21 protein-coding genes are annotated in these 21,939 nt (G+C 37.1%); 17 read left to right on the top strand and 4 right to left on the bottom strand.

Features of this window, described 5'->3' with window-relative positions:
• Positions 1 to 46: 46 nt before the first annotated feature.
• Positions 47 to 703 carry a DedA family protein gene (locus QE177_RS11405; protein ID WP_280549744.1) on the bottom strand — a complete coding sequence of 219 codons (657 nt, stop codon included), beginning with the start codon at positions 701 to 703 and terminating at the stop codon, positions 47 to 49.
• A gap of 404 nt (positions 704 to 1,107) precedes the next feature.
• On the opposite strand from QE177_RS11405, the gene exbB reads away from it, so the two are divergent.
• Together exbB and exbD are read left to right on the top strand one after the other, a co-directional pair.
• On the top strand, positions 1,108 to 2,046 hold the full coding sequence (gene exbB, locus QE177_RS11400) for a tonB-system energizer ExbB (RefSeq protein ID WP_280549742.1): 939 nt from the start codon (positions 1,108 to 1,110) through the stop codon (positions 2,044 to 2,046).
• 6 nt (positions 2,047 to 2,052) lie between these two features.
• Positions 2,053 to 2,481 carry a TonB system transport protein ExbD gene (exbD, locus tag QE177_RS11395; RefSeq protein WP_280549739.1) on the top strand — a complete coding sequence of 143 codons (429 nt, stop codon included), beginning with the start codon at positions 2,053 to 2,055 and terminating at the stop codon, positions 2,479 to 2,481.
• Between the two features lie 1,152 nt (positions 2,482 to 3,633).
• Here the strand turns inward: exbD and rdgC are convergent.
• The gene (rdgC, locus tag QE177_RS11390; RefSeq protein ID WP_280549737.1) at positions 3,634 to 4,542 is read right to left on the bottom strand and encodes a recombination-associated protein RdgC; all 909 of its coding nucleotides are present in this window, start codon (positions 4,540 to 4,542) and stop codon (positions 3,634 to 3,636) included.
• 613 nt (positions 4,543 to 5,155) lie between these two features.
• Between rdgC and QE177_RS11385 the strand changes: the two genes are divergently transcribed.
• Entirely contained in the window at positions 5,156 to 6,328 is a 1,173-nt protein-coding gene (locus tag QE177_RS11385; protein WP_280549735.1) for a porin, read from the top strand.
• A 261-nt stretch (positions 6,329 to 6,589) separates the two neighbouring features.
• On the opposite strand, the gene QE177_RS11380 is transcribed toward QE177_RS11385, so the two are convergent.
• Positions 6,590 to 7,198 carry a nitroreductase family protein gene (locus QE177_RS11380; protein ID WP_280549733.1) on the bottom strand — a complete coding sequence of 203 codons (609 nt, stop codon included), beginning with the start codon at positions 7,196 to 7,198 and terminating at the stop codon, positions 6,590 to 6,592.
• A gap of 276 nt (positions 7,199 to 7,474) precedes the next feature.
• Here QE177_RS11380 and phoB point away from each other — a divergent pair, with 276 nt between their 5' ends.
• The 3 genes from phoB (at position 7,475) to brnQ (ending at position 11,183) form a co-directional block, all read left to right on the top strand.
• A complete protein-coding gene (gene phoB / locus QE177_RS11375) occupies positions 7,475 to 8,164 on the top strand; it encodes a phosphate regulon transcriptional regulator PhoB (protein WP_280549732.1) in 690 nt (229 codons plus the stop codon).
• Between the two features lie 25 nt (positions 8,165 to 8,189).
• Complete coding sequence (phoR, locus tag QE177_RS11370; protein WP_280549730.1) at positions 8,190 to 9,497, top strand: phosphate regulon sensor histidine kinase PhoR; 1,308 nt, start codon at positions 8,190 to 8,192, stop codon at positions 9,495 to 9,497.
• A gap of 375 nt (positions 9,498 to 9,872) precedes the next feature.
• Positions 9,873 to 11,183, top strand: a complete 1,311-nt coding sequence (gene brnQ / locus QE177_RS11365; RefSeq protein ID WP_280549728.1) for a branched-chain amino acid transport system II carrier protein — start codon at positions 9,873 to 9,875, stop codon at positions 11,181 to 11,183.
• A 60-nt stretch (positions 11,184 to 11,243) separates the two neighbouring features.
• Here brnQ and QE177_RS11360 read toward each other — a convergent pair whose 3' ends face one another.
• Positions 11,244 to 11,858: an ACP phosphodiesterase gene (locus QE177_RS11360; RefSeq protein ID WP_280549727.1), complete on the bottom strand. Its 615-nt coding sequence runs from the start codon at positions 11,856 to 11,858 to the stop codon at positions 11,244 to 11,246.
• 107 nt (positions 11,859 to 11,965) lie between these two features.
• Here QE177_RS11360 and queA point away from each other — a divergent pair, with 107 nt between their 5' ends.
• From queA to pgpA, 11 genes are all read left to right on the top strand, one after another.
• The gene (gene queA, locus QE177_RS11355) at positions 11,966 to 13,036 is read left to right on the top strand and encodes a tRNA preQ1(34) S-adenosylmethionine ribosyltransferase-isomerase QueA (protein WP_280549725.1); all 1,071 of its coding nucleotides are present in this window, start codon (positions 11,966 to 11,968) and stop codon (positions 13,034 to 13,036) included.
• Between the two features lie 88 nt (positions 13,037 to 13,124).
• Positions 13,125 to 14,243, top strand: a complete 1,119-nt coding sequence (tgt, locus tag QE177_RS11350) for a tRNA guanosine(34) transglycosylase Tgt (protein WP_280549723.1) — start codon at positions 13,125 to 13,127, stop codon at positions 14,241 to 14,243.
• 106 nt (positions 14,244 to 14,349) lie between these two features.
• Positions 14,350 to 14,682 carry a preprotein translocase subunit YajC gene (gene yajC / locus QE177_RS11345; RefSeq protein WP_280549721.1) on the top strand — a complete coding sequence of 111 codons (333 nt, stop codon included), beginning with the start codon at positions 14,350 to 14,352 and terminating at the stop codon, positions 14,680 to 14,682.
• 27 nt (positions 14,683 to 14,709) lie between these two features.
• A complete protein-coding gene (gene secD / locus QE177_RS11340) occupies positions 14,710 to 16,557 on the top strand; it encodes a protein translocase subunit SecD (RefSeq protein ID WP_280549720.1) in 1,848 nt (615 codons plus the stop codon).
• An 11-nt stretch (positions 16,558 to 16,568) separates the two neighbouring features.
• Positions 16,569 to 17,537 carry a protein translocase subunit SecF gene (gene secF, locus QE177_RS11335; RefSeq protein ID WP_280549718.1) on the top strand — a complete coding sequence of 323 codons (969 nt, stop codon included), beginning with the start codon at positions 16,569 to 16,571 and terminating at the stop codon, positions 17,535 to 17,537.
• Positions 17,538 to 17,642: 105 nt separating this feature from the next.
• Positions 17,643 to 18,092: a transcriptional regulator NrdR gene (gene nrdR / locus QE177_RS11330; RefSeq protein ID WP_026821453.1), complete on the top strand. Its 450-nt coding sequence runs from the start codon at positions 17,643 to 17,645 to the stop codon at positions 18,090 to 18,092.
• Positions 18,093 to 18,100: 8 nt separating this feature from the next.
• Positions 18,101 to 19,210 carry a bifunctional diaminohydroxyphosphoribosylaminopyrimidine deaminase/5-amino-6-(5-phosphoribosylamino)uracil reductase RibD gene (gene ribD / locus QE177_RS11325; protein WP_280549716.1) on the top strand — a complete coding sequence of 370 codons (1,110 nt, stop codon included), beginning with the start codon at positions 18,101 to 18,103 and terminating at the stop codon, positions 19,208 to 19,210.
• 193 nt (positions 19,211 to 19,403) lie between these two features.
• On the top strand, positions 19,404 to 19,874 hold the full coding sequence (gene ribE, locus QE177_RS11320; protein ID WP_280549714.1) for a 6,7-dimethyl-8-ribityllumazine synthase: 471 nt from the start codon (positions 19,404 to 19,406) through the stop codon (positions 19,872 to 19,874).
• 23 nt (positions 19,875 to 19,897) lie between these two features.
• Positions 19,898 to 20,311 carry a transcription antitermination factor NusB gene (gene nusB / locus QE177_RS11315; protein ID WP_180559644.1) on the top strand — a complete coding sequence of 138 codons (414 nt, stop codon included), beginning with the start codon at positions 19,898 to 19,900 and terminating at the stop codon, positions 20,309 to 20,311.
• Positions 20,312 to 20,410: 99 nt separating this feature from the next.
• Positions 20,411 to 21,400 (top strand): thiamine-phosphate kinase, encoded by a 990-nt coding sequence (gene thiL / locus QE177_RS11310; protein WP_280549711.1) that lies wholly within the window; start codon positions 20,411 to 20,413, stop codon positions 21,398 to 21,400.
• The gene (gene pgpA / locus QE177_RS11305) at positions 21,393 to 21,884 is read left to right on the top strand and encodes a phosphatidylglycerophosphatase A (RefSeq protein WP_280549709.1); all 492 of its coding nucleotides are present in this window, start codon (positions 21,393 to 21,395) and stop codon (positions 21,882 to 21,884) included. Before thiL ends, pgpA begins: the two co-directional genes overlap by 8 nt.
• Positions 21,885 to 21,939 lie beyond the last annotated feature (55 nt).

The following is a 21,939-nucleotide window of genomic DNA, read 5'->3' as shown; positions in this document are numbered from 1 at the left end:
CTCGATGGGCCATTTTCTTATTCTGTTCTAATAAAATCCATGATATTTATTTGGCTTTTTTATGTTTCCAATATACGACAAGTGAACCGATGAATCCGCTAATGAGTAGCAGTATAGGTAAGAATATTAAAATATTCATGACAATATTTTCATGGCGTTTGATAAAAGGAATTTGATTTATTGCGTAACCTAAAGAAACAATGATTCCAATCCATAACAGGCCGCTAAGCCAATTAAATAATTGGAAGCGACGGTGGTTTAAGGTCGAAAGTCCCGCTAAAACCGGCAATAGTGTGCGAACAAAAGCTAAAAAACGACCGATCAAAAGCGCATATAAGCCTTGGTTGTTGAATAATCGGTTTGCACGATCGTGATACTCTTGTGGGATCTGTTTTAACCATTGTTTTATTATATTCGTATCGCTAAGCCATCGCCCTTGTAAAAAACCTAACCAGCAACCTAGGCTAGCAGCAACAGTTAAAATAATGATTGTAGGAATAAAGGAAAGAACACCTTTTGCAATTAAAGCACCGGAAAGAATAAGTAGCGTATCTCCTGGCAGAAATGCTGCAGGAAGAATACCATTTTCTAATACGATAATGGTAAAAAGTACTGCATAAATAATCCATAAAATATCGGGATTAATTAGTTTAGCAAAATCATGATGCCAAATTGCCATCACGATTTCATTGAGAACTTGCATAGCTTACCCTGTTAATAACAACCAATGAAGAACTGATATAGTTGCCAGTTTACCTTAAAAAGCTGGATTATGTTGGATTTATTCACGGGTTTAGTATAAAAGCAAGTTGAATAAAAGGTGTCTATCTGAGAGAAAAGAATATTAAAAATGGGAAATGTATGTTGTGGCCACCCGTTATTAGAACAAGTCAAATTGCAGCAAACTTATTGATAACAAGTAAATAAATAAAAATTTCATCAAATAGTAATGATAATTACTATCAAATGATTTAATGTCTGGTATGATCAGTAAGTTTTACATAATGTAAGTGTGGTAAATAAAAATTTACTACGAATAGACTAGCTGGCATAGGGTATGATCAGCTAAAAGATCGCGTTAAATAACAGAAGAGTGATAGCCAACTGATGCGTAAATTGATAGCTTCTATTTTTTTGGCAATAAGTTTGATAAATATAACATTCGCCGAGACAAATCAGGCAGGCCTGTCTGAGCAGTCCCTGCCTGTTAATATACCTAATCAGCAAGATATATCCATTGCAAATTCACTTCCAACGACTTCAGCCAATGGAGAGCAATCAAGCGAGAAAGATCTTGCCACTGAAAAAAATTTAGCGGCGCTACAACAGGAACCAAATTTATTAACTGCACAACGAGGATTTGATCAAGATCTTTCGATTTGGAGTATGTATCAGCATGCTGACATGGTTGTGAAAGCAGTCATGCTAGGATTAATTGTTGCTTCAATCATTACTTGGGCTCTGTTTTTCTCAAAAAGCATTGAACTGATTGGGGCATACCGACAGCTACGAAAAGAACAGCAAAAATTATCTAAAGTAAAATCACTTGATGATGCGATAGGAATTGCTGCAACATTTAAAAAAAATAGTGTTACTCGAAAATTATATGATGAAGTTGTGGCGGAAAAAACATTATCAGCCGGTAGTCATGATTTAAATGGAACCAAAGATCGTGCCAATTTTCGCCTTGAAAGAGCTGTTGCTTCAATTAGTCGTTACATGGGGCGAGGTAATGGTTATTTAGCAACTATAGGGGCAATTTCACCCTTCATTGGTTTATTTGGTACAGTTTGGGGAATTATGAATAGTTTTATTGGTATAGCTCATTCTCAGACGACTAATTTAGCGGTTGTTGCACCTGGCATAGCAGAAGCTTTGTTAGCTACGGCAATAGGGCTGGTAGCAGCGATACCAGCAGTGGTTATATATAATTTATTTGCACGCATGATTAATACTTATCGTGGTCAACTGGGCGATGTAGCTGCTCAGGCTACGGTATTATTAGGTAGAGATTTGGATTTAGCTGATAGTAATAAAGAAAGGTAAGTGCTCATGGCGATCCGTTTAAACGATGATTTAAATGATAATGGTGAAATGCATGAAATTAATGTTACACCATTTATTGATGTAATGTTGGTTTTACTGATTATTTTCATGGTTGCGGCACCTTTAGCGACAGTCGATATTAAAGTTAATTTACCGGCTTCTACAGCTAAACCTCAACCTAGACCGGAAAAACCGTTATTTTTAACCGTGAAAGCGAATGGTCTAATGTATGTTGGAGAGCAAAATGTCTCACAGGAACAATTGGCATCAGCATTGGATCAGATAACTGGTACAAATAAAGAAACCACTATTTTTTTTCAAGCAGATAAAACTGTAAATTATGAAAGGATCATGGATGTAATGAACTTATTACGTAAATCTGGTTACCTTAAAGTGGGATTAGTTGGCATGGAGATGTCACAGAGTACAAAATAGTGTATTACTAATGTTATCAAAACTGGGTAATTAAATACCCAGTTTCGATTCAATTGCATTAGTAGTAAATCAATAGTGTTATATTTTTTATATTTCATAACCATATTAATAGTATGGTTATGAAATAACACAATTAATGATTTCAAATTTATTAATATTACAAAATAATAAACTATCACATGAAATTAAAATGTAATAATAAAAAACTTATATTTATATTTTATATGATTTATAGTTATTAATTTCATTTTTTAAACTATTAAGTTAGGAGTAAGTGTTGATAATTTTTTTTATTCATCTAAATGGTCGACTTCCATTTATAATTTATATAAACATGGTGAATATATTTAAGTAAGATAAGTTTAATGTACACTATATTTACCTACAAAAAATAAGGTAATTTAATTTGGTTGTGAGTGAACAAAATAATTTAACAAAAAATACTTGCATCAAAATAGATTTTAATTATAGAATAATTATGCTAAATATTAGATAATAATATTATTAATATTGTAGATAATCATTATTGAGTAGAATAGCTGTATTTATAAATTATTTGGATAATTAATATAGTTATGTCTGCAATGGAATTTATATCTAATAAACATAGTCATTTTCTTATCTGGCTATGATTTAAAGCTATTTTAGAATTTTTAATGGGCTGATTTTTCAATAACTACATACAGCAAAGTATATTAATAATATTTAACTACAGTAATATTAACGTTATCTAGCTAAGATAACGTTTTTTTTAATCTATTTAGTATTTCTCATATAAAAATCGATATTTCAATTATCTATTTGTAAATAATAAAATTTATTTTTGTTTTTAAATTTATGCTTATTATTGATTTTAATCGAATTTTCAGTCGAATATAACTGAAACTGTTATTACTATAAATTTTTAGTGATAAAAAACTAATCTAACTATGATTAACCATAATTTATAGTTTAAACATTTTTGTAATAAAAAATATAAGTTATTACTGATGATTATATTTGATTCATTTATGCAAGCAGAAGGATAGAAATATGGTTTTATATATCATCCAGTCTGGGAGGAGAGGGTAAAATTATCTAGCCGATAAAATAAAACTGGCGATTAAAAATCGCCATTCTGAAAGGTTTTATCGCATTACCAAGCCAAGCTAATTAAATGTTCGTTTCGGCACCTAAAATATCAATTAGGCATTTTATCAGCGCACTAATTTCGTTTGTCATCAAGATATAATCGGCATCAAAGCGTTGGGCAAAATCTGTTTTATCAATATCGTCATTTTGTTCTTTTATCAGATCACTAAATTTTAGTCTTTTAATTGTTCCGTCATCCGAAAGAATAAATTGAATACGATCTTCCCATTCTAATGCTAACTTTGTTACTCGTTTTTTAGCTTCAATATGGGCGATAATTTCATCACAGAGTAAATCTTGTTTTTTACAACGGATCACGCCATCTTCTTCAACGGGTGCTTTTAATTCGGCTTCATCCATTAAACTAAATCCATTAGCAGGTTTGCCCGAGCGTACCCACTCCGTTAAAGTTAGTTCGATTGGTTTTTGATAACTTAAAGGTACAACTGGAAGCGAGCCTAATGTTTTACGTAAAAATGCCAGATTATCTTCAGCACGTTTAGTGCTGGCGGCATCTACAATAATTAGATTATTGATTATATCTAACCAGATATAAGTATGACTGATTTTGCTAAAAGCTCTGGGTAACAGCGTATGAAGCACTTCATCTTTTAATGGATCTTTTTCGCTTTTTTTCAGTTTTCGCGCTTGAGACGTTTCCAGTTTTTTAATTTTAGCTTGTAATTCTTGTTTGATAACCTGAGCTGGCAAGATCTTTTCTTCTTTTTGGGCACAAAGCAGGATATGATTATTCGCCGTATGGATTAAAGTTTCACCAAGCGATCCCATCGGTGAAGTCCAGCCTATTTTCATAATATCTTGGCTTGTGCATGGGCTATAAGCCAGTGTGGCAAGTTGTTTTTCAAGCTCATCTACGGATAATGTGAATTCCCGATTTAAACGGTAGATCATTAAATTTTTAAACCACATCTCAAGGCTTCCTCGTTATTCCTCATTCAAAAATCGGGGATATAATAACGGATCATATCCTTCGACCCTAGTTTTCAATCGCTATTTTTACTGATTGAGTCAGTTTTAGTAGATTTTATCCATCTACATATGTCACTTTTATCTTAAATTATCATTTGGTTTTTATGGTAAATTAATTTTAAAATATAGGGCAATATTCTGTCATTCATTATTTTTAATAAATTCTTTATTGTTAGCTGCTGATTTTAATAATCGATTAAAAAACACTATAAATAATCTCTTATTTTTTTTATTAAATTATTTAATAAAATTTTTTAGAGAATTCTATAGCAAGAAATAGAATGTAAAGATGAGATTATTTTTGCCATAAAAATAATTTTTTTACTGTATGCTTAAATTTAATTTATTAGTAACTTGCTGATTTTATAAGCTTGTTTTGTTATTTTTCAGGGGGTTAAATTTTAATAAATTATTTTTATTCAATTTATAAAATATTTTCTATTTATAATTTCATTATGATTTTTTAATTACCTTAAAGCAAAGGAATTTATTTTATTATTTGGAATTAACATTTTTCAATTATTTTGTTCAGCATAAATTAATGGGTGTTTTTATGGCAAGAAAATTAAAACCCATCATAACATTTATTGCTACCTTATCTTTAGCAGAGATTACACAGGCAACAAGTATTTATGATGATCAATATACACGTTTTGATATTTATGGGCAGATTCGATTAATAAATAGTTGGGATACTGAAAAGAATAAAACCATTATTGGCGATGATGGTAGCCGTATTGGTTTATTTGCCGAGCATAAATTGCCTCATGAAGTTAAAGTATTTGGCAATATTGAATTAGGTTTAGATACGCAAAAGTCGAATAGTAATAATCCTAATAGCCAATTTCAACTCTATAATCGAGTTGGCTACGTTGGTATTTCTCATGCAGAGTATGGAAAAGTTCAATTTGGCCGTACTTATATTCCTATTGATTCGGTTGCTAAATCTAATTTAGGTTATAACAATACAGGTGTGCTATATTTTGCTGATGTATTAAGTCGTAATACCGGTATATCCTCCGGTTATGTAAAGCAAGAAAATGGTAATACTATCTATCGTGGTACTGGACAAGATATTTTTACCCTACGTTTGCCCCATACTATTTATTTAGAAACACCTTTATTTAAAGGCGTTAAGTTTGCAGGCAGTTATTCTAAACCCTCAGAAGGCAGTGCTGAGCGTGATCATAGTGATATTCTTCATGCTTACTCATTGGGTCTTTTTTATCAGAACGCTTTGGGTTTCGAACTGGCGACAGGTTGGGCCGAAGCGGTGGGAGAAAAAAACCAAACAGGAAAAAAACCGCAAGACAATATGTTCGGACTGGGTGTCAAATATATTTTTCCTGATAAAACTGCTTCAATTGGGATCGATTATGGTCGATTACAATCAACGAATGTTGTAGTCGTTGGAAAAACATTGACGCCAACATCGGTGACAGGGAATTGGTCGGCTCATCTCTACAGTATTGGTGCGAAATGGCACTGGCCTGAATCCGATACAGGTTTATATGCCGGTTATGGACTAAGATCGGGCGATAAAAAAACTTTTGACTATACAAAGCAGACTTATACGTTAGGTGTAGATAAAGACTTTGCAGTAATGAAAAGTAAGCAATTACTTTTATATATAGAAATGGCATATAACCATCTGCATAGTAAAAATCAAGCTTACGAAAAAGATAATTGGTTTTTGGTTGAGACAGGCTTGCGCTTCTTTTTCTAACCAATTGTATAAATATTCACCCTTATGAATCATAGCGTTTTAGTCTATTACATAAAGGTAAAAAATTAATAACAACAGCCATTCTGGCTGTTATTTTTTTATGTTCGCTTCAATGGATAAAATCAAGATATTTGGTAAAGCTTATCTTATTATTTTATACCTTTTTGGTATAAGAAAGGCCCAAAAACGCATTACGTTTTGCTACGCTAATACCAACTTACTATTAGCTATTGGACAAAATAAATTTTGCTGCAAGTTGAGTTAATTTTCACCAAAGACTTTGAAGCGAATGTCATCGTCAATATAGGTTTTTTCATTGGCCAGTTGTTTAATTGCACCAAAGACTAATTGAGCGCGTAATTTCCACGAGTTTGGGATCTGCCAACTAGCATGCACTTTTTCATCAATAAGGGGATTGTAGTGTTGCAGTGATGCCCCCACTTTTTCTTGTGCTAGACTCGCCCAAACCGCATATTGTGCCATCCCACTACTTTGTTCTGACCAAACAGGAAAATTATCGGCATAAAGCGGAAATTTTTGCTGTAATTCTTTGATAACATTTTGTTCTTCAAAAAATAAAACCGTACCAGCGCCGGCAGCAAAGCTATCGATTTTTTTCTCTGTGGTAGTAAAAATCTCTTTAGCAACAATTTCTTTTAGTGCTTCTTTGGTAATATTGTGCCACAGTTTTTTATGTTCATCGCCAAATAGAATAACCACACGCGATGTTTGAGAATTAAATGAAGAAGGCGCTTCTTTGACGGCTTCTTTAACTAATGTGATAAGTTTTTCTTGAGAGATAGGTAGTGAGCTATCTATATTATAAATAGTTCTTCTTTTTTTCATCATTTCAATAAATTTATTTGGCATTATATTCTCCTTATATTAATAAGGTCATAAATTGATTGTATGTAAACAGGTTATTGATAACTATAAACGGACTGATAAAAAAACATAGATAAAAAATTTAACCATATAGTTCAAAAATTCAGTTATTAATTAATTTTGTGAATTACATATCAGTTCTCATCTTAAGTCTAAAAATTTGCAACTTAACAAAATTGGCGACAATATTTCATTAAATGGTCATAAATATGAAATAATAGTGCCGATTAATTTGATAATGAAATAATAATAGGATCAATCATGGTAAGACGTATTCTGGTCGTCGAAGATGAAACCGCGATCCGTGAGATGGTATGCTTTGTATTAGAACAGAATGGATTCCAAACAGTTGAGGCTGATGATTATGATTCAGCAATCGCGCAGCTTATAGAGCCTTATCCTGCACTCATCTTGCTGGATTGGATGATCCCAGGTGGTTCGGGTATCCAGCTTATTGCCCATATAAAACGTGATCAACTAACCCGAAATATTCCCATTATGATGTTAACCGCAAGGGGAGAAGAAGAAGATCGGGTGAGAGGTTTAGAAATTGGAGCAGATGATTATCTTACTAAACCTTTTTCACCGAAAGAGCTGGTTGCTAGGGTAAACGCAATTTTACGCCGTGTTTCAGCTTTGGCTAGCGACAATATTATTGAAATGAACGGATTGAAGTTAGATCCGGCGTCTCATAGAGTAATGAGTGATGCAACATCGATAGAAATGGGACCGACAGAATATAAATTATTGTATTTTTTTATGACTCATCCAGAACGAGTTTATAACCGTGAGCAATTATTAAATTATGTTTGGGGTGTAAATGTTTATATCGAGGATCGTACAGTCGATGTGCATATTCGTCGTTTACGTAAAGCACTTGCTGTAGGTGGTCATGAAAAAATGATCCAGACCGTTCGAGGTACAGGCTATCGTTTCTCTGTTCGTTATTGATTGCTGGTTATAAGGAAAAGTCGACGTGCTTGAACGTTTGTCGTGGAAAAAATTAGTGGTTGTTCTGGTTTTATTCTGTTTACCAGCATGTGGGTTATCACTTTTTATTGGTCATCTTTCTTGGCTACTCGTGATTTCACTATTAGTGGCTTTATGTTGGCATAGTTATCATTTACTAAAATTATCCGATTGGCTTTGGCTTGAACGTCGTTTACTGCCACCCGCTGGAAAAGGTGTTTGGGAGCCGATTTTTTATGGTATTTATCAGTTACAACAACGTAATCGTAAACGCCGGCGTGAATTGGTACAGATTATTAGGCGGTTTCGTAGTGGCGCAGAATCTTTACCTGATGCTGTAATTATTATGACCGCAGAAGGTAATATTGTTTGGTGTAATCGTTTAGCTGAATATTTATTGGGTTTTCGTTGGCCGGAAGATAGCGGGCAATCTATTTTCAATTTACTTCGTTATCCTGATTTTAACCGCTATTTTATTTTGGCCGACTATTCCGTACCATTTACGATAGCGTTAAATAACGGTGCGATGGTTGAATTTCAAATTATGTCTTATGTTGATGACCAATTATTGATGGTTGCAAGAGACATAACGGAAAAGGAGAAATTAGAAAAATTACGTGGCGAATTTTTTGCTAATGCTAATCATGAATTACGCACACCGTTGACCGTTTTGCAAGGTTACCTGGAAATTATGGATGAGCAAACCGATAGTCATTCGGCTAACAAAAAAGCCTTACACTCAATGCGTGAACAAGTGGCACGCATGGATAGACTGATTGAACAATTACTCCAGCTTTCCCGCATTGAAATAGCACCGCATGTTAATTTGAATGAACAGATCAATATTCCGGCAATGCTAAACACAATAAAACAGGATGTAATAAATTTAAGCCTGGCAAAGCATGAAATTATTTTTGATGTAGATAAAAAATTGCAAGTTTATGGTAACGAAGAGCAGTTGAGAAGTGCTATTTCAAACCTTATTTATAATGCGATTAACCATACACCAGTTGGAACATCTATTCATATTTGTTGGCAACATATTAAACAGGGAGCACTTTTTTCTATTCGCGATAATGGCCCGGGAATTGCTTCAGCGCATTTGCTACGTTTAACAGAACGTTTTTATCGCGTAGAAAAATCGCGTTCACGCCGAATGGGTGGCGGTAGCGGATTAGGATTGGCTATTGTCAAACATGCATTAATACATCACCATTCCCAATTAAATATTGAAAGTCAATTGGGTAAGGGGTCGGTGTTTAGTTTTATTTTACCGTCTAGTTTAGTTGTAACAACAAAAAATGGACAAAATTAAATTTCATGTGCTGAATTTTGGTTAAATAAATTTAGCCAAATGATATATTTGCATGAGAAGATGTTAGTGTTGCTTAAATTTTGTGCAAATCATATAACGTATATTGAGTAAACACTAAAACCAATCACTAAATAAAAAATTTATTTCGGATTTTTATTCTGCTTTTTCGATTTACTATTGCCTTTTATCATTATAAAAGTTTTACTTGTAGTCTGTTATTGGCGTATTTTTCTGTTTTTATCAAATTTATCAGATTAATTAAATAAATTTTTACTGATTAAAAATCAACAGAGATCATAGTCAATAAATAAAAAGTGGTTTAGGTTTTAGTTCTACTTAAGCTGGATGATAAATAACAACAAATTAACAACAATTATGGCATATCGTTTAACATCGAGAGATATTTTAGCGTTAGGGTTTATGACCTTTGCGTTATTTGTAGGAGCAGGAAATATTATTTTTCCTCCTATGGTTGGATTGCAAGCTGGTGAGCAAGTATGGATAGCAGCAGCCGGATTCCTGCTAACAGGTGTTGGGTTGCCTGTTATTGCTGTTATTGCGCTAGCAAAAGTAGGTGGCGGCATCGAACAGCTTAGTGCGCCGATTGGTAAATCTGCGGGATTATTGTTAGCTATTGTCGCTTATTTATCGGTCGGGCCATTATTTGCGACACCTCGTACTGCAACAGTTTCTTATGAAGTCGGAATTGCCCCATTAGTAGGAGGCGTTTCGTCGCTTTCATTGTTTATTTATAGCCTAATTTATTTTGCCATTGTGATAACTATTTCACTCTATCCAGGACGATTGCTCGATAGCGTAGGGCATATCTTAGCGCCAATAAAAATGATTGCATTAGCTATTTTGGGTATTGCTGCGTTACTTTGGCCAGCAGGTGAACCTATTATGTCAACGCCATCCTACACAGAAATGGCTTTTTCTAATGGTTTTATTAATGGTTATCTGACTATGGATACCCTGGGTGCCATGGTTTTTGGCATTGTTATTGTTAATGCTGCCCGCTCACGTGGCGTTGAAAATTCTGCTCTTCTAACCCGTTATACAATGTGGGCTGGCTTAATTGCCGGCGTGTTATTAACGTTGGTTTATGTTTCACTGTTTAAACTGGGTGAGAATAGCGGCATGTTATTGCCTAACGCCAGCAATGGCGCTGATATTTTGCATGCCTATGTGCAACATACTTTTGGTAATTATGGTAGCTTTTTCTTAGGGGTACTGATTTTTGTTGCTTGTATGGTAACGGCGGTTGGGCTCACTTGTGCTTGTGCTGAATTTTTTGCGCTTTATGTGCCGATTTCTTATCGTAAATTAGTCTGGATACTTGGTATCTTTTCTATGGTTATCTCGAATTTAGGATTAAGTAAACTGATTGAATTTTCCATTCCAGTATTAATCGCGATTTACCCACCATGTATTGTATTGATTATGATGAGCTTTACCTTGAAATGGTGGAAATGTGCATCCAGAGTGGTTGCGCCAACCATGCTGGTAAGCCTGCTATTCGGTTTATTAGGAGCGATGAAATCTTCAGAGATTTTGCAAGCATTCATTCCTGCTGTTGCGAAGAAATTACCCCTTTATGATCATGATTTAGCCTGGCTGGTACCATCATTAATTGTTTTAGTTTTGTTTGCATTATATGATCGTATTAACACTAAACAACACTGATATAAAGTGAGATGCCTGAAGGGTATAATTTAATAGTGACAAACCCTAGTCCTGAATCAGCTAGGGTTTATTTGTTTTCATTAATAGCGTTGTTTTTGCTGTTCGAGTTTCAGCAAAGGTGATCATTTCTGGATAAAATTGCCAAAAGAAAGTAGAAAAATGCGAGTAATGCAGAATAAAGTCATCAAAGGAACCGATTAAATCAACTAGTTTAGGCCGTCTGCGCGCCATGCTGTTTAATACATCACTAATATATTCAGGCTCTGCATAACGAATGAGCCAGTTTTGTGACCATAAATACTCATTTAATTCTTGAAATTTCTCAGGGGTATAATATAAGTTTGGCTCAATTTGCTGGCGGGCATAATGAACAAATTGGGATAGAGTTTGCTTTGATTCGATTTGATCCCAGTATAAAGCGAGAAAATGATCCCAAACTAAATCGAGAGTAATCGCGGCGACTCGACGGTATGGCGGCCGAAAAAGTTGCTTTGCATTAATCACAATGGGGTGTTGATCGGTAAATTTATCTACTTGGCGATGCATTCTGATCCCGGCCACAACATCTGGTGAATACAAACCATCAGGATTACCGCGAACGAAATCCGCCATTAAATTTCCTAATAAGGAACTTTGAGCTCGTTGAGCTAAATGCAAGTGTGCAAGAAAATTCATAGTGTCATTATAAGTGAATTTTTTAATTTTCGTGATGCTTATTTGTTGCACTGTTTTTATCGTCGCACTAGACTAGTGCGCTTGTTTTGATCAAATAGTATAAAGAAATGCGTGTCTCTGATTTTGCTTTTAAATTACCTGATGAATTAATAGCCCATTATCCCTTAGCCAAACGTAGTCATTGCCGGCTACTTTCTTTAGACGGTTCAACTGGTGAACTGGCTCATGGTATTTTTACTGATATTGTTGATAAATTAGAATCAGGTGATCTGCTAGTTTTCAATAATACGCAGGTTATACCGGCACGTCTTTATGGCCGTAAAATGTCTGGTGGCAAAATTGAAGTATTAATTGAGCGCATGTTAGATACCCACCGAGTTTTGGCACATGTTCGTGCTTCTAAAGCACCAAAGGTTGGCGCTGAATTATTATTAGGTGATGATGAAAGCGTCAAAGCTATTATGTTAGCAAGACACGATACATTATTTGAAATTGCTTTTCAGGATCAGCGTGATGTGTTAGCTATCTTAAATGATATTGGCCATATGCCATTACCTCCCTACATTGCTCGTCCTGATGAAGAGGTTGATAGAACACTATATCAAACGGTTTATGGCCAACGACCTGGTGCAGTTGCTGCGCCCACGGCAGGTTTACATTTTGATCAATCATTACTCGCGGCGCTGCGGCAAAAAGGGGTGGCAATGGCATTTGTGACGCTGCACGTTGGTGCAGGCACATTTCAACCTGTTCGAGTGGAAAATGTTGCTGAACATACCATGCATGCAGAATATGTTGAAGTATCGCAAGAGGTTGTTGATGCAATATTGGCATGTAAAGCGAGAGGTAAACGGGTTATCGCGGTTGGCACAACTTCAATTCGAGCTTTAGAAAGTGCGGCGAGCGCCTGTAAAGAAGGTATTATTGCTCCCTTTTTTGCTGATACTCGAATTTTTATTTATCCAGGCTTTCATTTTCAAATTGTCGATGCATTAATTACTAATTTCCATTTACCTGAATCCACTTTGATCATGTTGGTATCTGCTTTTGCTGGTTATCAAAATACGATGAATGCCTACCAAAAAGCAATCGCAGAGAAGTATCGCTTTTTTAGTTATGGTGATGCCATGTTTATCACGCATAATCCTAAGGCAGTGAGTGAAAAAGTGGCTGACTAGTTATTACCCGATAATTAACATCATCAATTTAGTTAACTAAATTGATAAATAACACATTGGACTGTTTTTCTGATGTTGGAGAGGCAAAGTGAAATATGAATTACAAACCCAAGATGGCCAAGCTCGCCGAGGTCGTTTGATTTTTGAGCGTGGCATAGTAGAAACGCCTGCTTTTATGCCGGTTGGTACTTATGGCACAGTTAAGGGTATGACGCCGGAAGAAGTTAAACAAACCGGAGCACAGATTCTGTTAGGCAATACTTTTCATTTATGGTTGCGCCCCGGGCAAGAGATAATGAAATTACATGGTGATTTGCATGATTTTATGCAATGGCAAGGACCAATTTTGACTGATTCAGGTGGATTTCAGGTTTTTAGCCTTGGTGCGATGCGTAAAATTAAAGAAGAGGGTGTCGATTTTCGTCATCCAATCAATGGTGAAAAAATTTTCCTTAGCCCTGAAAAATCAATGGAAATTCAGTATGATCTGGGTTCGGATATTGTCATGATTTTTGATGAATGTACGCCTTATCCAGCAAATTGGGAGTATGCTAAAAAGTCGATGGAGATGTCCCTTCGTTGGGCAAAACGTAGTCGTCAACGATTTGATGAGTTAGCTAATAAAAATGCGCTTTTTGGCATTATTCAGGGCAGTGTTTACCCGGATTTACGTGATATATCAGTAAAAGGCCTGGTCGAGATTGGTTTTGATGGCTATGCGGTTGGCGGTTTAGCCGTGGGGGAGCCGAAAGAGGATATGCACCGTATTTTAGAGCATGTTTGCCCACAAATCCCGCAGGATAAACCACGCTATTTAATGGGCGTCGGAAAACCGGAGGATCTGATTGAAGGGGTTCGTCGCGGTATTGATATGTTTGATTGCGTAATGCCAACCCGTAATGCACGAAATGGCCATTTATTTGTCACTGAAGGGGTAATTAAAATCCGGAATGCTAAATATAAATCGGATACTGCGCCACTAGATGCCCATTGTGACTGCTATACTTGCTCTAACTATAGCCGTGCTTATTTACATCATCTTGACCGATGTAATGAAATTCTTGGTGCCAGGCTTAATACCTTACACAATTTGCGTTATTATCAACGGCTAATGGCTGAAATTCGACAAGCGATAGAGAAAGGTGAATTTGAGGCTTTTGCGATAGAGTTTTATCGACGAATCAATAAATCGATTTCATCAAATTAGAGTATAATTTCAGTCGTGCTAATTGAATCAAATCAGTGTAGGATTTATTGGTTTGGATTAATTTTTGAGTTAGAAATATAGTTTTAATCACAATGAGGAAATTTTGATGAATTTGTTTATTTCTGAAGCAGTCGCTTCAGCGGGTGGTCAGGCGCAAGGAAACCCATACTCTTTGATCATCATGCTGGTTGTTTTCGGATTGATTTTTTATTTTATGATTTTACGCCCACAGCAGAAGCGAGCTAAAGAGCACAAAAAATTAATGGATTCTATTTCTAAAGGTGATGAGGTACTAACAACCGGTGGATTAATTGGCCGTGTCACCAAAGTATCTGAAACAGGTTATATTGTTGTCGCATTAAATGACACCAATGAAGTAACCATTAAACGTGATTTCGTTGCTGCTGTACTACCAAAAGGTACAATGAAGTCTATCTAATTTCTGATTTTCCCGAAGGGAATTGCCGTGCTAAATCGTTATCCTTTGTGGAAGTATTTGATGCTGATCGCTGCGTTACTCATCGGTCTGCTGTATGCGCTTCCCAATCTTTATGGAGAAGATCCGGCTGTTCAGATTACTGGCGTGCGGGGCACCGCTGCCAATGAACAGACTATGGATCAGGTTCGCAATATTTTAAAGAAAGAGAAAATCGAAAGTAAATCAATTGCACTGGAAAATGGTGTAATTCTTGCTCGTTTTGATAATCCAGATGTCCAGCTGCATGCACGCGAAAGCCTAGTTGCCGGTTTAGGCGAGCAGTATATTGTGGCGTTAAATTTGGCACCTGCTACCCCTCATTGGTTAAGGGCATTGGGCGGAGAACCCATGAAATTAGGGTTAGATTTGCGTGGTGGTGTTCACTTCTTAATGGAAGTGGATATGGAAACGGCGTTGGGTAAATTACAAGAGCAGAATATGGATGGCCTGCGTAGTGATTTACGTGAAAAAGGGATCTCATATTCAACAATACGTAAAATAGATAATTACGGCGTTGAGATTCGTTTTCGCGATGATAGTGATCGCTCGCAAGCCGAATCTTATTTGACACCACGTTATCGCGATTTAGTTTTTACTACGGGCAACAACAATATATTAACGGCAGTAATGACAGATGATCGGATCCGTGAAGCGCGTAATTATGCAGTATCACAAAATATTAATATTATCCGTAACCGAGTTAACCAATTAGGTGTTGCCGAACCATTGGTACAACGTCAGGGGGCTTCCCGTATTGTCGTTGAATTACCGGGTATCCAAGATACAGCGCGAGCAAAAGAGATTCTCGGTGCAACTGCAACGCTGGAGTTTCGTTTAGTTAATGTCGGTATAGACAGTTCGGCTATTCAACGTGGCCATATTCCGGGTGATTCTGAGATAAAATATACGCGTGATGGTGAACCGGTTGTTCTTTATAAACGCGTTATTTTGACAGGCGATCACATTACTGATTCGACATCAGATTTGGATGAAATGGGAAGCCCACAAGTAAGCATTGGTCTGGATAGTGTTGGTGGCTCTATTATGTCTGATTTTACGCGTGATAATCAGGACAAATTGATGGCAACCTTATTTGTTGAATATAAAGATAGCGGAAGAAAGGATGCCAATGGTCGTGCTATTTTGGTAAAAGATGAGAAAGTCATTAATGTCGCCAGAATTTCTGCTCGCTTTGGTAGCAAATTTCGTATTACCGGTATCAGTAATCCAACGGAAGCTCGTCAATTATCTTTATTACTACGCGCTGGTGCATTGATCGCCCCTATTCAAATTGTTGAAGAACGCACAATTGGGCCAACATTAGGATTGCAAAATATTGAGCAAGGAATGAAAGCATCATTAGCTGGTTTGTTAGCTTCTGTGCTATTTATGGTCATTTATTATCGCAAATTTGGTCTGATTGCCAGTTCCGCGTTGTTAGCAAACTTGATCCTCATTATGGGGATTATGTCGCTATTACCGGGAGCCACTTTAACCATGCCGGGAATTGCGGGTATTGTTTTGACGCTTGCTGTTGCTGTTGATGCTAATGTATTGATTAATGAACGTATTAAAGAAGAGCTAAAAAATGGTCGTTCTATACAGCAAGCGATACATGAAGGTTACAAAGGGGCATTTTCCAGTATTTTAGACGCGAATTTGACAACTGTGATCACGGCAACCATTTTGTATGCGGTAGGCACCGGCTCAATTAAGGGCTTTGCCATTACTACGGCGATTGGTATTGCCACCTCCATGTTTACTGCCATTGTAGGTACACGTGCTATTGTGAACTTATTGTATGGTGGTAAACGTATTAAAAAGCTGTCTATTTAAGGAGCGTGGTTGTGGCGCAAGATTACACAGTAGAACAGTTAAATCATGGCCGTAAAGTTATCGATTTTATGCGTTGGGATTATTTAGCATTTGCTATCTCAATTGCTTTGTTTATTCTTTCAATTACGGTCATATCATTGAAAGGTTTTAACTGGGGATTAGATTTTACCGGCGGGACAGTTATTGAAATTAATCTCAGTCAACCTGCGGATCTTGATAAAATTAGAGCTAGTTTAGCGAATAATGGCTATCGGGAACCACTGATCCAAAATTTTGGTAGCAGCCGAGATATTATGATCCGGTTGCCTCCCACTGAAGGCGTGGCAGGTAAAGAAATCGGTAAGTCTATTATTTCAGTGATTAACAAAAATGTCGATGAACAAGCAACGGTTAAGCGCATCGAGTTTGTTGGGCCAAGTGTTGGTAGTGAATTAGCTCAAACCGGAGCAATGGCACTTTTAGCAGCTTTGATCTGTATTTTGATTTACGTTGGTTTCCGTTTTGAATGGCGTCTAGCTGCCGGAGCGGTAATATCATTAGCTCATGATGTGGTTATTACATTGGGTATTGTGTCACTTTTTCAGATTGAAGTTGATATGACTATCGTTGCTTCATTAATGTCGGTTATTGGTTATTCCTTAAATGACAGCATTGTTGTTTCTGATCGTATTCGTGAAAATTTCCGCAAGATACGTCGTGGTACATCTTACGAAATAGTGAACGTTTCATTAACACAAACATTGAGTCGAACACTTATTACATCAGGAACTTCTTTATTAGTGGTACTGATGCTCTATCTTTTTGGGGGTTCAATACTGAAAGGATTTTCTCTAGTTATGTTAATTGGAGTGACGATTGGAACCGTTTCTTCAATTTATGTTGCTTCTGCTTTAGCATTAAAGATGGGAATGAAACGAGAACATTTGATCCCTCCTAAAGTGGAAAAAGAGGGAGCAGATCAACATTCTCTACTGCCTTAAAGGTAAATTTTGTTAACTTGCACCCTGTTAGATTGCGCTAGCAGGGTGTTTTTCATTGATAGCTGAGTTAAACTGAAAAACCGGACCCTAAAATCAGGAAATTTTATGCATTGCCCATTTTGCACCGCTGTAGATACCAAAGTGATTGATTCACGACTGGTTGGCGATGGTTCGCAGGTTCGTCGTCGTCGACAATGTCTTGAATGTCATGAGCGTTTTACGACTTTTGAAGTGGCTGAATTAGTTATGCCGCGGGTAGTAAAAAGCGATGATGTACGTGAGTCATTTGATGAACACAAACTTAGACGAGGTATGCAAAAAGCATTAGAAAAACGCCCGGTAAGTTCTGATGATGTGGAAACCGCTATTAACAATATAAAATCACAACTTCGCGCAACTGGAGAGCGAGAAATTCCAGCGAAAATGATTGGGAAAATTGTCATGGATGAATTGAAAAAGCTAGATAAAGTTGCTTACATACGCTTTGCTTCGGTTTATCGTAGTTTTGAAGATATTCGTGAATTTGGCGAAGAAATTGCTAAGTTACAGGATTAATAGTAAAAATGACCGCCTTTGATAAGCAGTTTATGAGCCGTGCGTTGTCATTGGCCAAGCAGGGACGATTTACCACCTCACCTAACCCAAATGTAGGCTGCGTCATTGTACGTGATGGTGAAGTTGTGGGAGAAGGTTTTCATTGTAAATCAGGCGGAGCCCATGCGGAAATTTATGCTTTACAAATGGCCGGTGAAAAAGCTCACGGAGCAACCGCATATGTCACATTAGAACCCTGTAGCCATTATGGTAAAACTCCGCCTTGTGCAGATGCGTTAATTAGTGCAGGTATTCGGCGTGTTGTTGTCGCGATGCAAGATCCAAATCCTCAGGTTGCAGGACGAGGTTTACTAAAATTACAGCAGGCTGGGATCGAAGTAGTACATGGTTTACTAATTGATGAAGCTGAGCAGTTAAATCAAGGCTTTTTAAAAAGGATGCGAACTGGTTTCCCCTATGTTCAACTTAAATTAGCTGCATCACTTGATGGGCGGACAGCCCTCGCATCAGGTGAAAGTAAGTGGATTACTTCGCCAGCAGCTCGTCAGGATGTACAGAGTTTTAGAGCCCAAGCGAGCGCAATTTTAACCACCAGTGCCACTGTTTTAGCTGATAATCCTGCTTTAAATGTCCGTTGGACAGATTTCGCGCCAGAACTACAAAATATTTATCCTAAAGATCACCTGCGCCAGCCAATAAGAATTGTTTTGGATCGCAATAATCAAGTAAAACCAGAACATTTTGTTACAAAATCAGCTGGTGAATGTTGGCTTATTCGCCCGAATCCCATTGCGCAAAATTGGGGTGGTAATGTTGAACAAATAACCATCCCGACCTACGGAAAAGGAATTGATCTAGTTTTGCTGATGATGCAGTTGGCTAAACGTAATATTAATTCAATTTGGGTCGAAAGCGGGCCAACACTTGCCGGCGCTTTGTTGACACTAGGCTTAGTCGATGAATTGATTGTTTACGTGGCCCCTAAAATTTTAGGTGAAAGCGCTAGAGGATTAATTAATATTCCAGAATTACAAAAATTGAAAGATGCACCTGCGTTTGAATTTATTAATATTGAACTTATTGGCACTGATTTACGTTTAACACTGCGCCCATTGTGATGTCATATTTTCGTTAGCTGGTTAGCTTAATAGAGCGTAGTAGTATTGTTAAAGTAATATAATCTTCAATTAATTCAATTTAGCGTTCCTAATTACCTATTTTAAAGTTAGTTAAATTCAGCAGCGCAGTATATAAAAGAATATGGTAAAATTGTCGTTTGTGTAGAGAATAATTAGTATTTTAAGGAAGGCTATGAAGGTAATAAAAGGTACGGTAGCGGCACCTAAAGCTCGTATAGCAATAGCTATTGCACGTTTTAATCATTTTATCAACAATAGCTTGCTCGAAGGCGCTATGGATACCTTAGAGCGTGTTGGCCAAGTTGCAACAGAAAACATCACGGTAGTTTGGGTACCTGGTGCTTATGAACTGCCATTGACGATTAAAACATTAGTAGAAACGAAAAAATATGATGCAGTCGTTGCTCTTGCTAGCGTCATACGTGGTGCAACCCCACATTTTGACTATGTTGCCGGTGAATGTAGTGCTGGACTTTCTAATGTCGCGATGACAAGTAATATTCCGGTTGCCTTTGGTGTATTAACCACCGAGGATATTGAGCAGGCCATTGAGCGTGCAGGTACAAAAGCAGGGAATAAAGGTGCTGATGCTGCGTTAGCTGCGCTGGAAATGGTTAATGTAATTCAGGCCATTAAAGGCTAACTATTTTATTTAAGGGGAATTTTGTGAAACCTGCTGCTCGTCATCGCGCGCGTGAGTGTGCTGTTCAGGCGATTTATTCGTGGCAATTATCGGGTAATAGTATTGCTGATGTTACAGAGGAATTTTTATCTGAACAGGATATGTCAGATGTTGATGTGACTTACTTCCGTGAGCTACTTAATGGCGTTTCAACGCATGTGTCGGAACTCGATAAAAAAATGGCTCCTTACCTTTCTCGTCAATTGGGAGAACTTGGTCAGGTAGAGAAAGCGGTTTTACGTTTAGCGATGTTTGAACTCTGTTACCGTAATGATGTACCTTATAAAGTTGCTATTAATGAAGCAATTGAATTAGCAAAAGTTTTTGGTGCCGAGGAGAGTCACAAATTTATCAATGGTGCCCTCGATAAAGTTGTTGCTATTGTACGTAAGAAGTAATAGTGTTCAGGCTTTTCGAATAATCTGATGTTCATTTTGATTATAAGGTAGTGTGATAAGCCTTATAGCAATCGGAGCATAGTATATTGGAATATTATTATGGTTTGTGGCGAATTTGATATCATCGCGCGTTACTTTAATCGTCAACAGCAAAATCGGCATGACGTTAATATCGGTATTGGTGATGATTGTGCATTGATAACAATACCGGAAAAACAGCAATTAGCGATTACTACTGATACACTAGTTGCGGGTATCCATTTCCTTGATAGTATTTCACCAGAAGATTTGGCCTATAAATCTTTGGCGGTTAATTTAAGTGATTTAGCCGCTATGGGTGCCGATCCTGCCTGGGTTTCTTTGGCGTTGACATTGCCAGAAATCAATGAAGATTGGCTGGCAAGATTTAGTTCTAGCTTATTTGAACAGCTTAATTACTATGAAATGCAGCTTATTGGTGGAGATACAACCCGAGGGCCAATGAGTTTAACCTATACAGCCCATGGTTTGATTCCTATAGGAAAATCACTAACACGGTCAGGTGCCTGTAATGGTGATTGGATTTATGTTACCGGAACATTGGGAGATAGTGCTGCAGGTCTGGCGATTTTGCAATCACAGCTAGTTGTTGAAGATGCAAAAGATCGTAATTGGTTGATTCAGCGCCATTTAAGGCCACAGCCGCGTATTTTGCAAGGTCAGGCTTTACGCCATCTCGCTTCTTCGGCGATAGATATTTCTGATGGCTTGATTTCTGATCTTGGCCATATTCTAAAAATTAGTGGCCGTGGCGCTAAAATTAAATTAGATTTTTTACCTTTATCGGATGCCTTGCGCAGACATGTTACCTCAGAACAGGCGTTAACCTGGGCGTTAAGCGGTGGAGAAGATTATGAATTATGCTTTACCGTGCCTGAGATAAACCGTGGTGCATTAGAGTCAGCGCTAGCACATACTGGGGCAAACTTTCATTGTATCGGCCAGATCACACCAGAATCAGAAGGTATCCGTTATTTTCATGGCAATAACCAAGTTTCACCTAATTTAACCGGGTTTGATCATTTTATCGAGGAAGCTTGTTATGATTGATGCCAAATCGCGTTTAAAGCTGTCAAATCCTTGGCATCTATTGGCAACCGGATTTGGTAGTGGGTTATCTCCCATCATTCCTGGCACAATGGGATCATTAGCGGCTATTCCATTTTGGTTACTAATGTATTGGCTATTACCGGTTTGGTTATGTTGGCTAATTATTTTATTTGGTTTTGCTGTTGGTATTATTATTTGTCAACGGACATCCGATGATATGCAAGTTCACGACCATGGTAGTATTGTTTGGGATGAATTTATTGGCATGTGGATGACTCTCATGGTAATACCATTGGTTAATTGGCAATGGGTATTGATCGCGTTTGTGCTTTTCCGCTTTTTTGACATGTTAAAACCTTGGCCTATTGGTTGGTTTGATCGGCAAGTAGGCGGAGGATTAGGTATCATGTTAGATGATATCATTGCGGCCATTTTTGCTATTGTGATCATAGCTGCTCTTGCTCACTGGTTTCCTGCATTTTAATATCAGTGAGTTACTGAAAATCAAAAGCGATCGCTAAACAGCTGCTTTTGATTTT

It is taken from the genome of Arsenophonus sp. aPb, from assembly GCF_029873475.1.
Lineage (GTDB): Bacteria > Pseudomonadota > Gammaproteobacteria > Enterobacterales > Enterobacteriaceae > Arsenophonus.
Note: the sequence above shows the minus strand (reverse complement) of the source record. Positions and strands in the feature narration are given on the sequence as shown.

Coding starts and splice junctions, on each gene's coding strand:
- pgpA (WP_280549709.1), top strand. CDS start 21,393: ATGATTGATGCCAAATCGCGTTTAAAGCTGTCAAATCCTTGGCATCTA.
- phoB (WP_280549732.1), top strand. CDS start 7,475: ATGGTAAGACGTATTCTGGTCGTCGAAGATGAAACCGCGATCCGTGAG.
- brnQ (WP_280549728.1), top strand. CDS start 9,873: ATGGCATATCGTTTAACATCGAGAGATATTTTAGCGTTAGGGTTTATG.
- exbD (WP_280549739.1), top strand. CDS start 2,053: ATGGCGATCCGTTTAAACGATGATTTAAATGATAATGGTGAAATGCAT.
- thiL (WP_280549711.1), top strand. CDS start 20,411: ATGGTTTGTGGCGAATTTGATATCATCGCGCGTTACTTTAATCGTCAA.
- ribD (WP_280549716.1), top strand. CDS start 18,101: ATGACCGCCTTTGATAAGCAGTTTATGAGCCGTGCGTTGTCATTGGCC.
- yajC (WP_280549721.1), top strand. CDS start 14,350: ATGAATTTGTTTATTTCTGAAGCAGTCGCTTCAGCGGGTGGTCAGGCG.
- QE177_RS11360 (WP_280549727.1), bottom strand. CDS start 11,858: ATGAATTTTCTTGCACACTTGCATTTAGCTCAACGAGCTCAAAGTTCC.
- nrdR (WP_026821453.1), top strand. CDS start 17,643: ATGCATTGCCCATTTTGCACCGCTGTAGATACCAAAGTGATTGATTCA.
- ribE (WP_280549714.1), top strand. CDS start 19,404: ATGAAGGTAATAAAAGGTACGGTAGCGGCACCTAAAGCTCGTATAGCA.
- queA (WP_280549725.1), top strand. CDS start 11,966: ATGCGTGTCTCTGATTTTGCTTTTAAATTACCTGATGAATTAATAGCC.
- exbB (WP_280549742.1), top strand. CDS start 1,108: ATGCGTAAATTGATAGCTTCTATTTTTTTGGCAATAAGTTTGATAAAT.
- QE177_RS11405 (WP_280549744.1), bottom strand. CDS start 703: ATGCAAGTTCTCAATGAAATCGTGATGGCAATTTGGCATCATGATTTT.
- QE177_RS11380 (WP_280549733.1), bottom strand. CDS start 7,198: ATGCCAAATAAATTTATTGAAATGATGAAAAAAAGAAGAACTATTTAT.
- QE177_RS11385 (WP_280549735.1), top strand. CDS start 5,156: ATGGCAAGAAAATTAAAACCCATCATAACATTTATTGCTACCTTATCT.
- rdgC (WP_280549737.1), bottom strand. CDS start 4,542: ATGTGGTTTAAAAATTTAATGATCTACCGTTTAAATCGGGAATTCACA.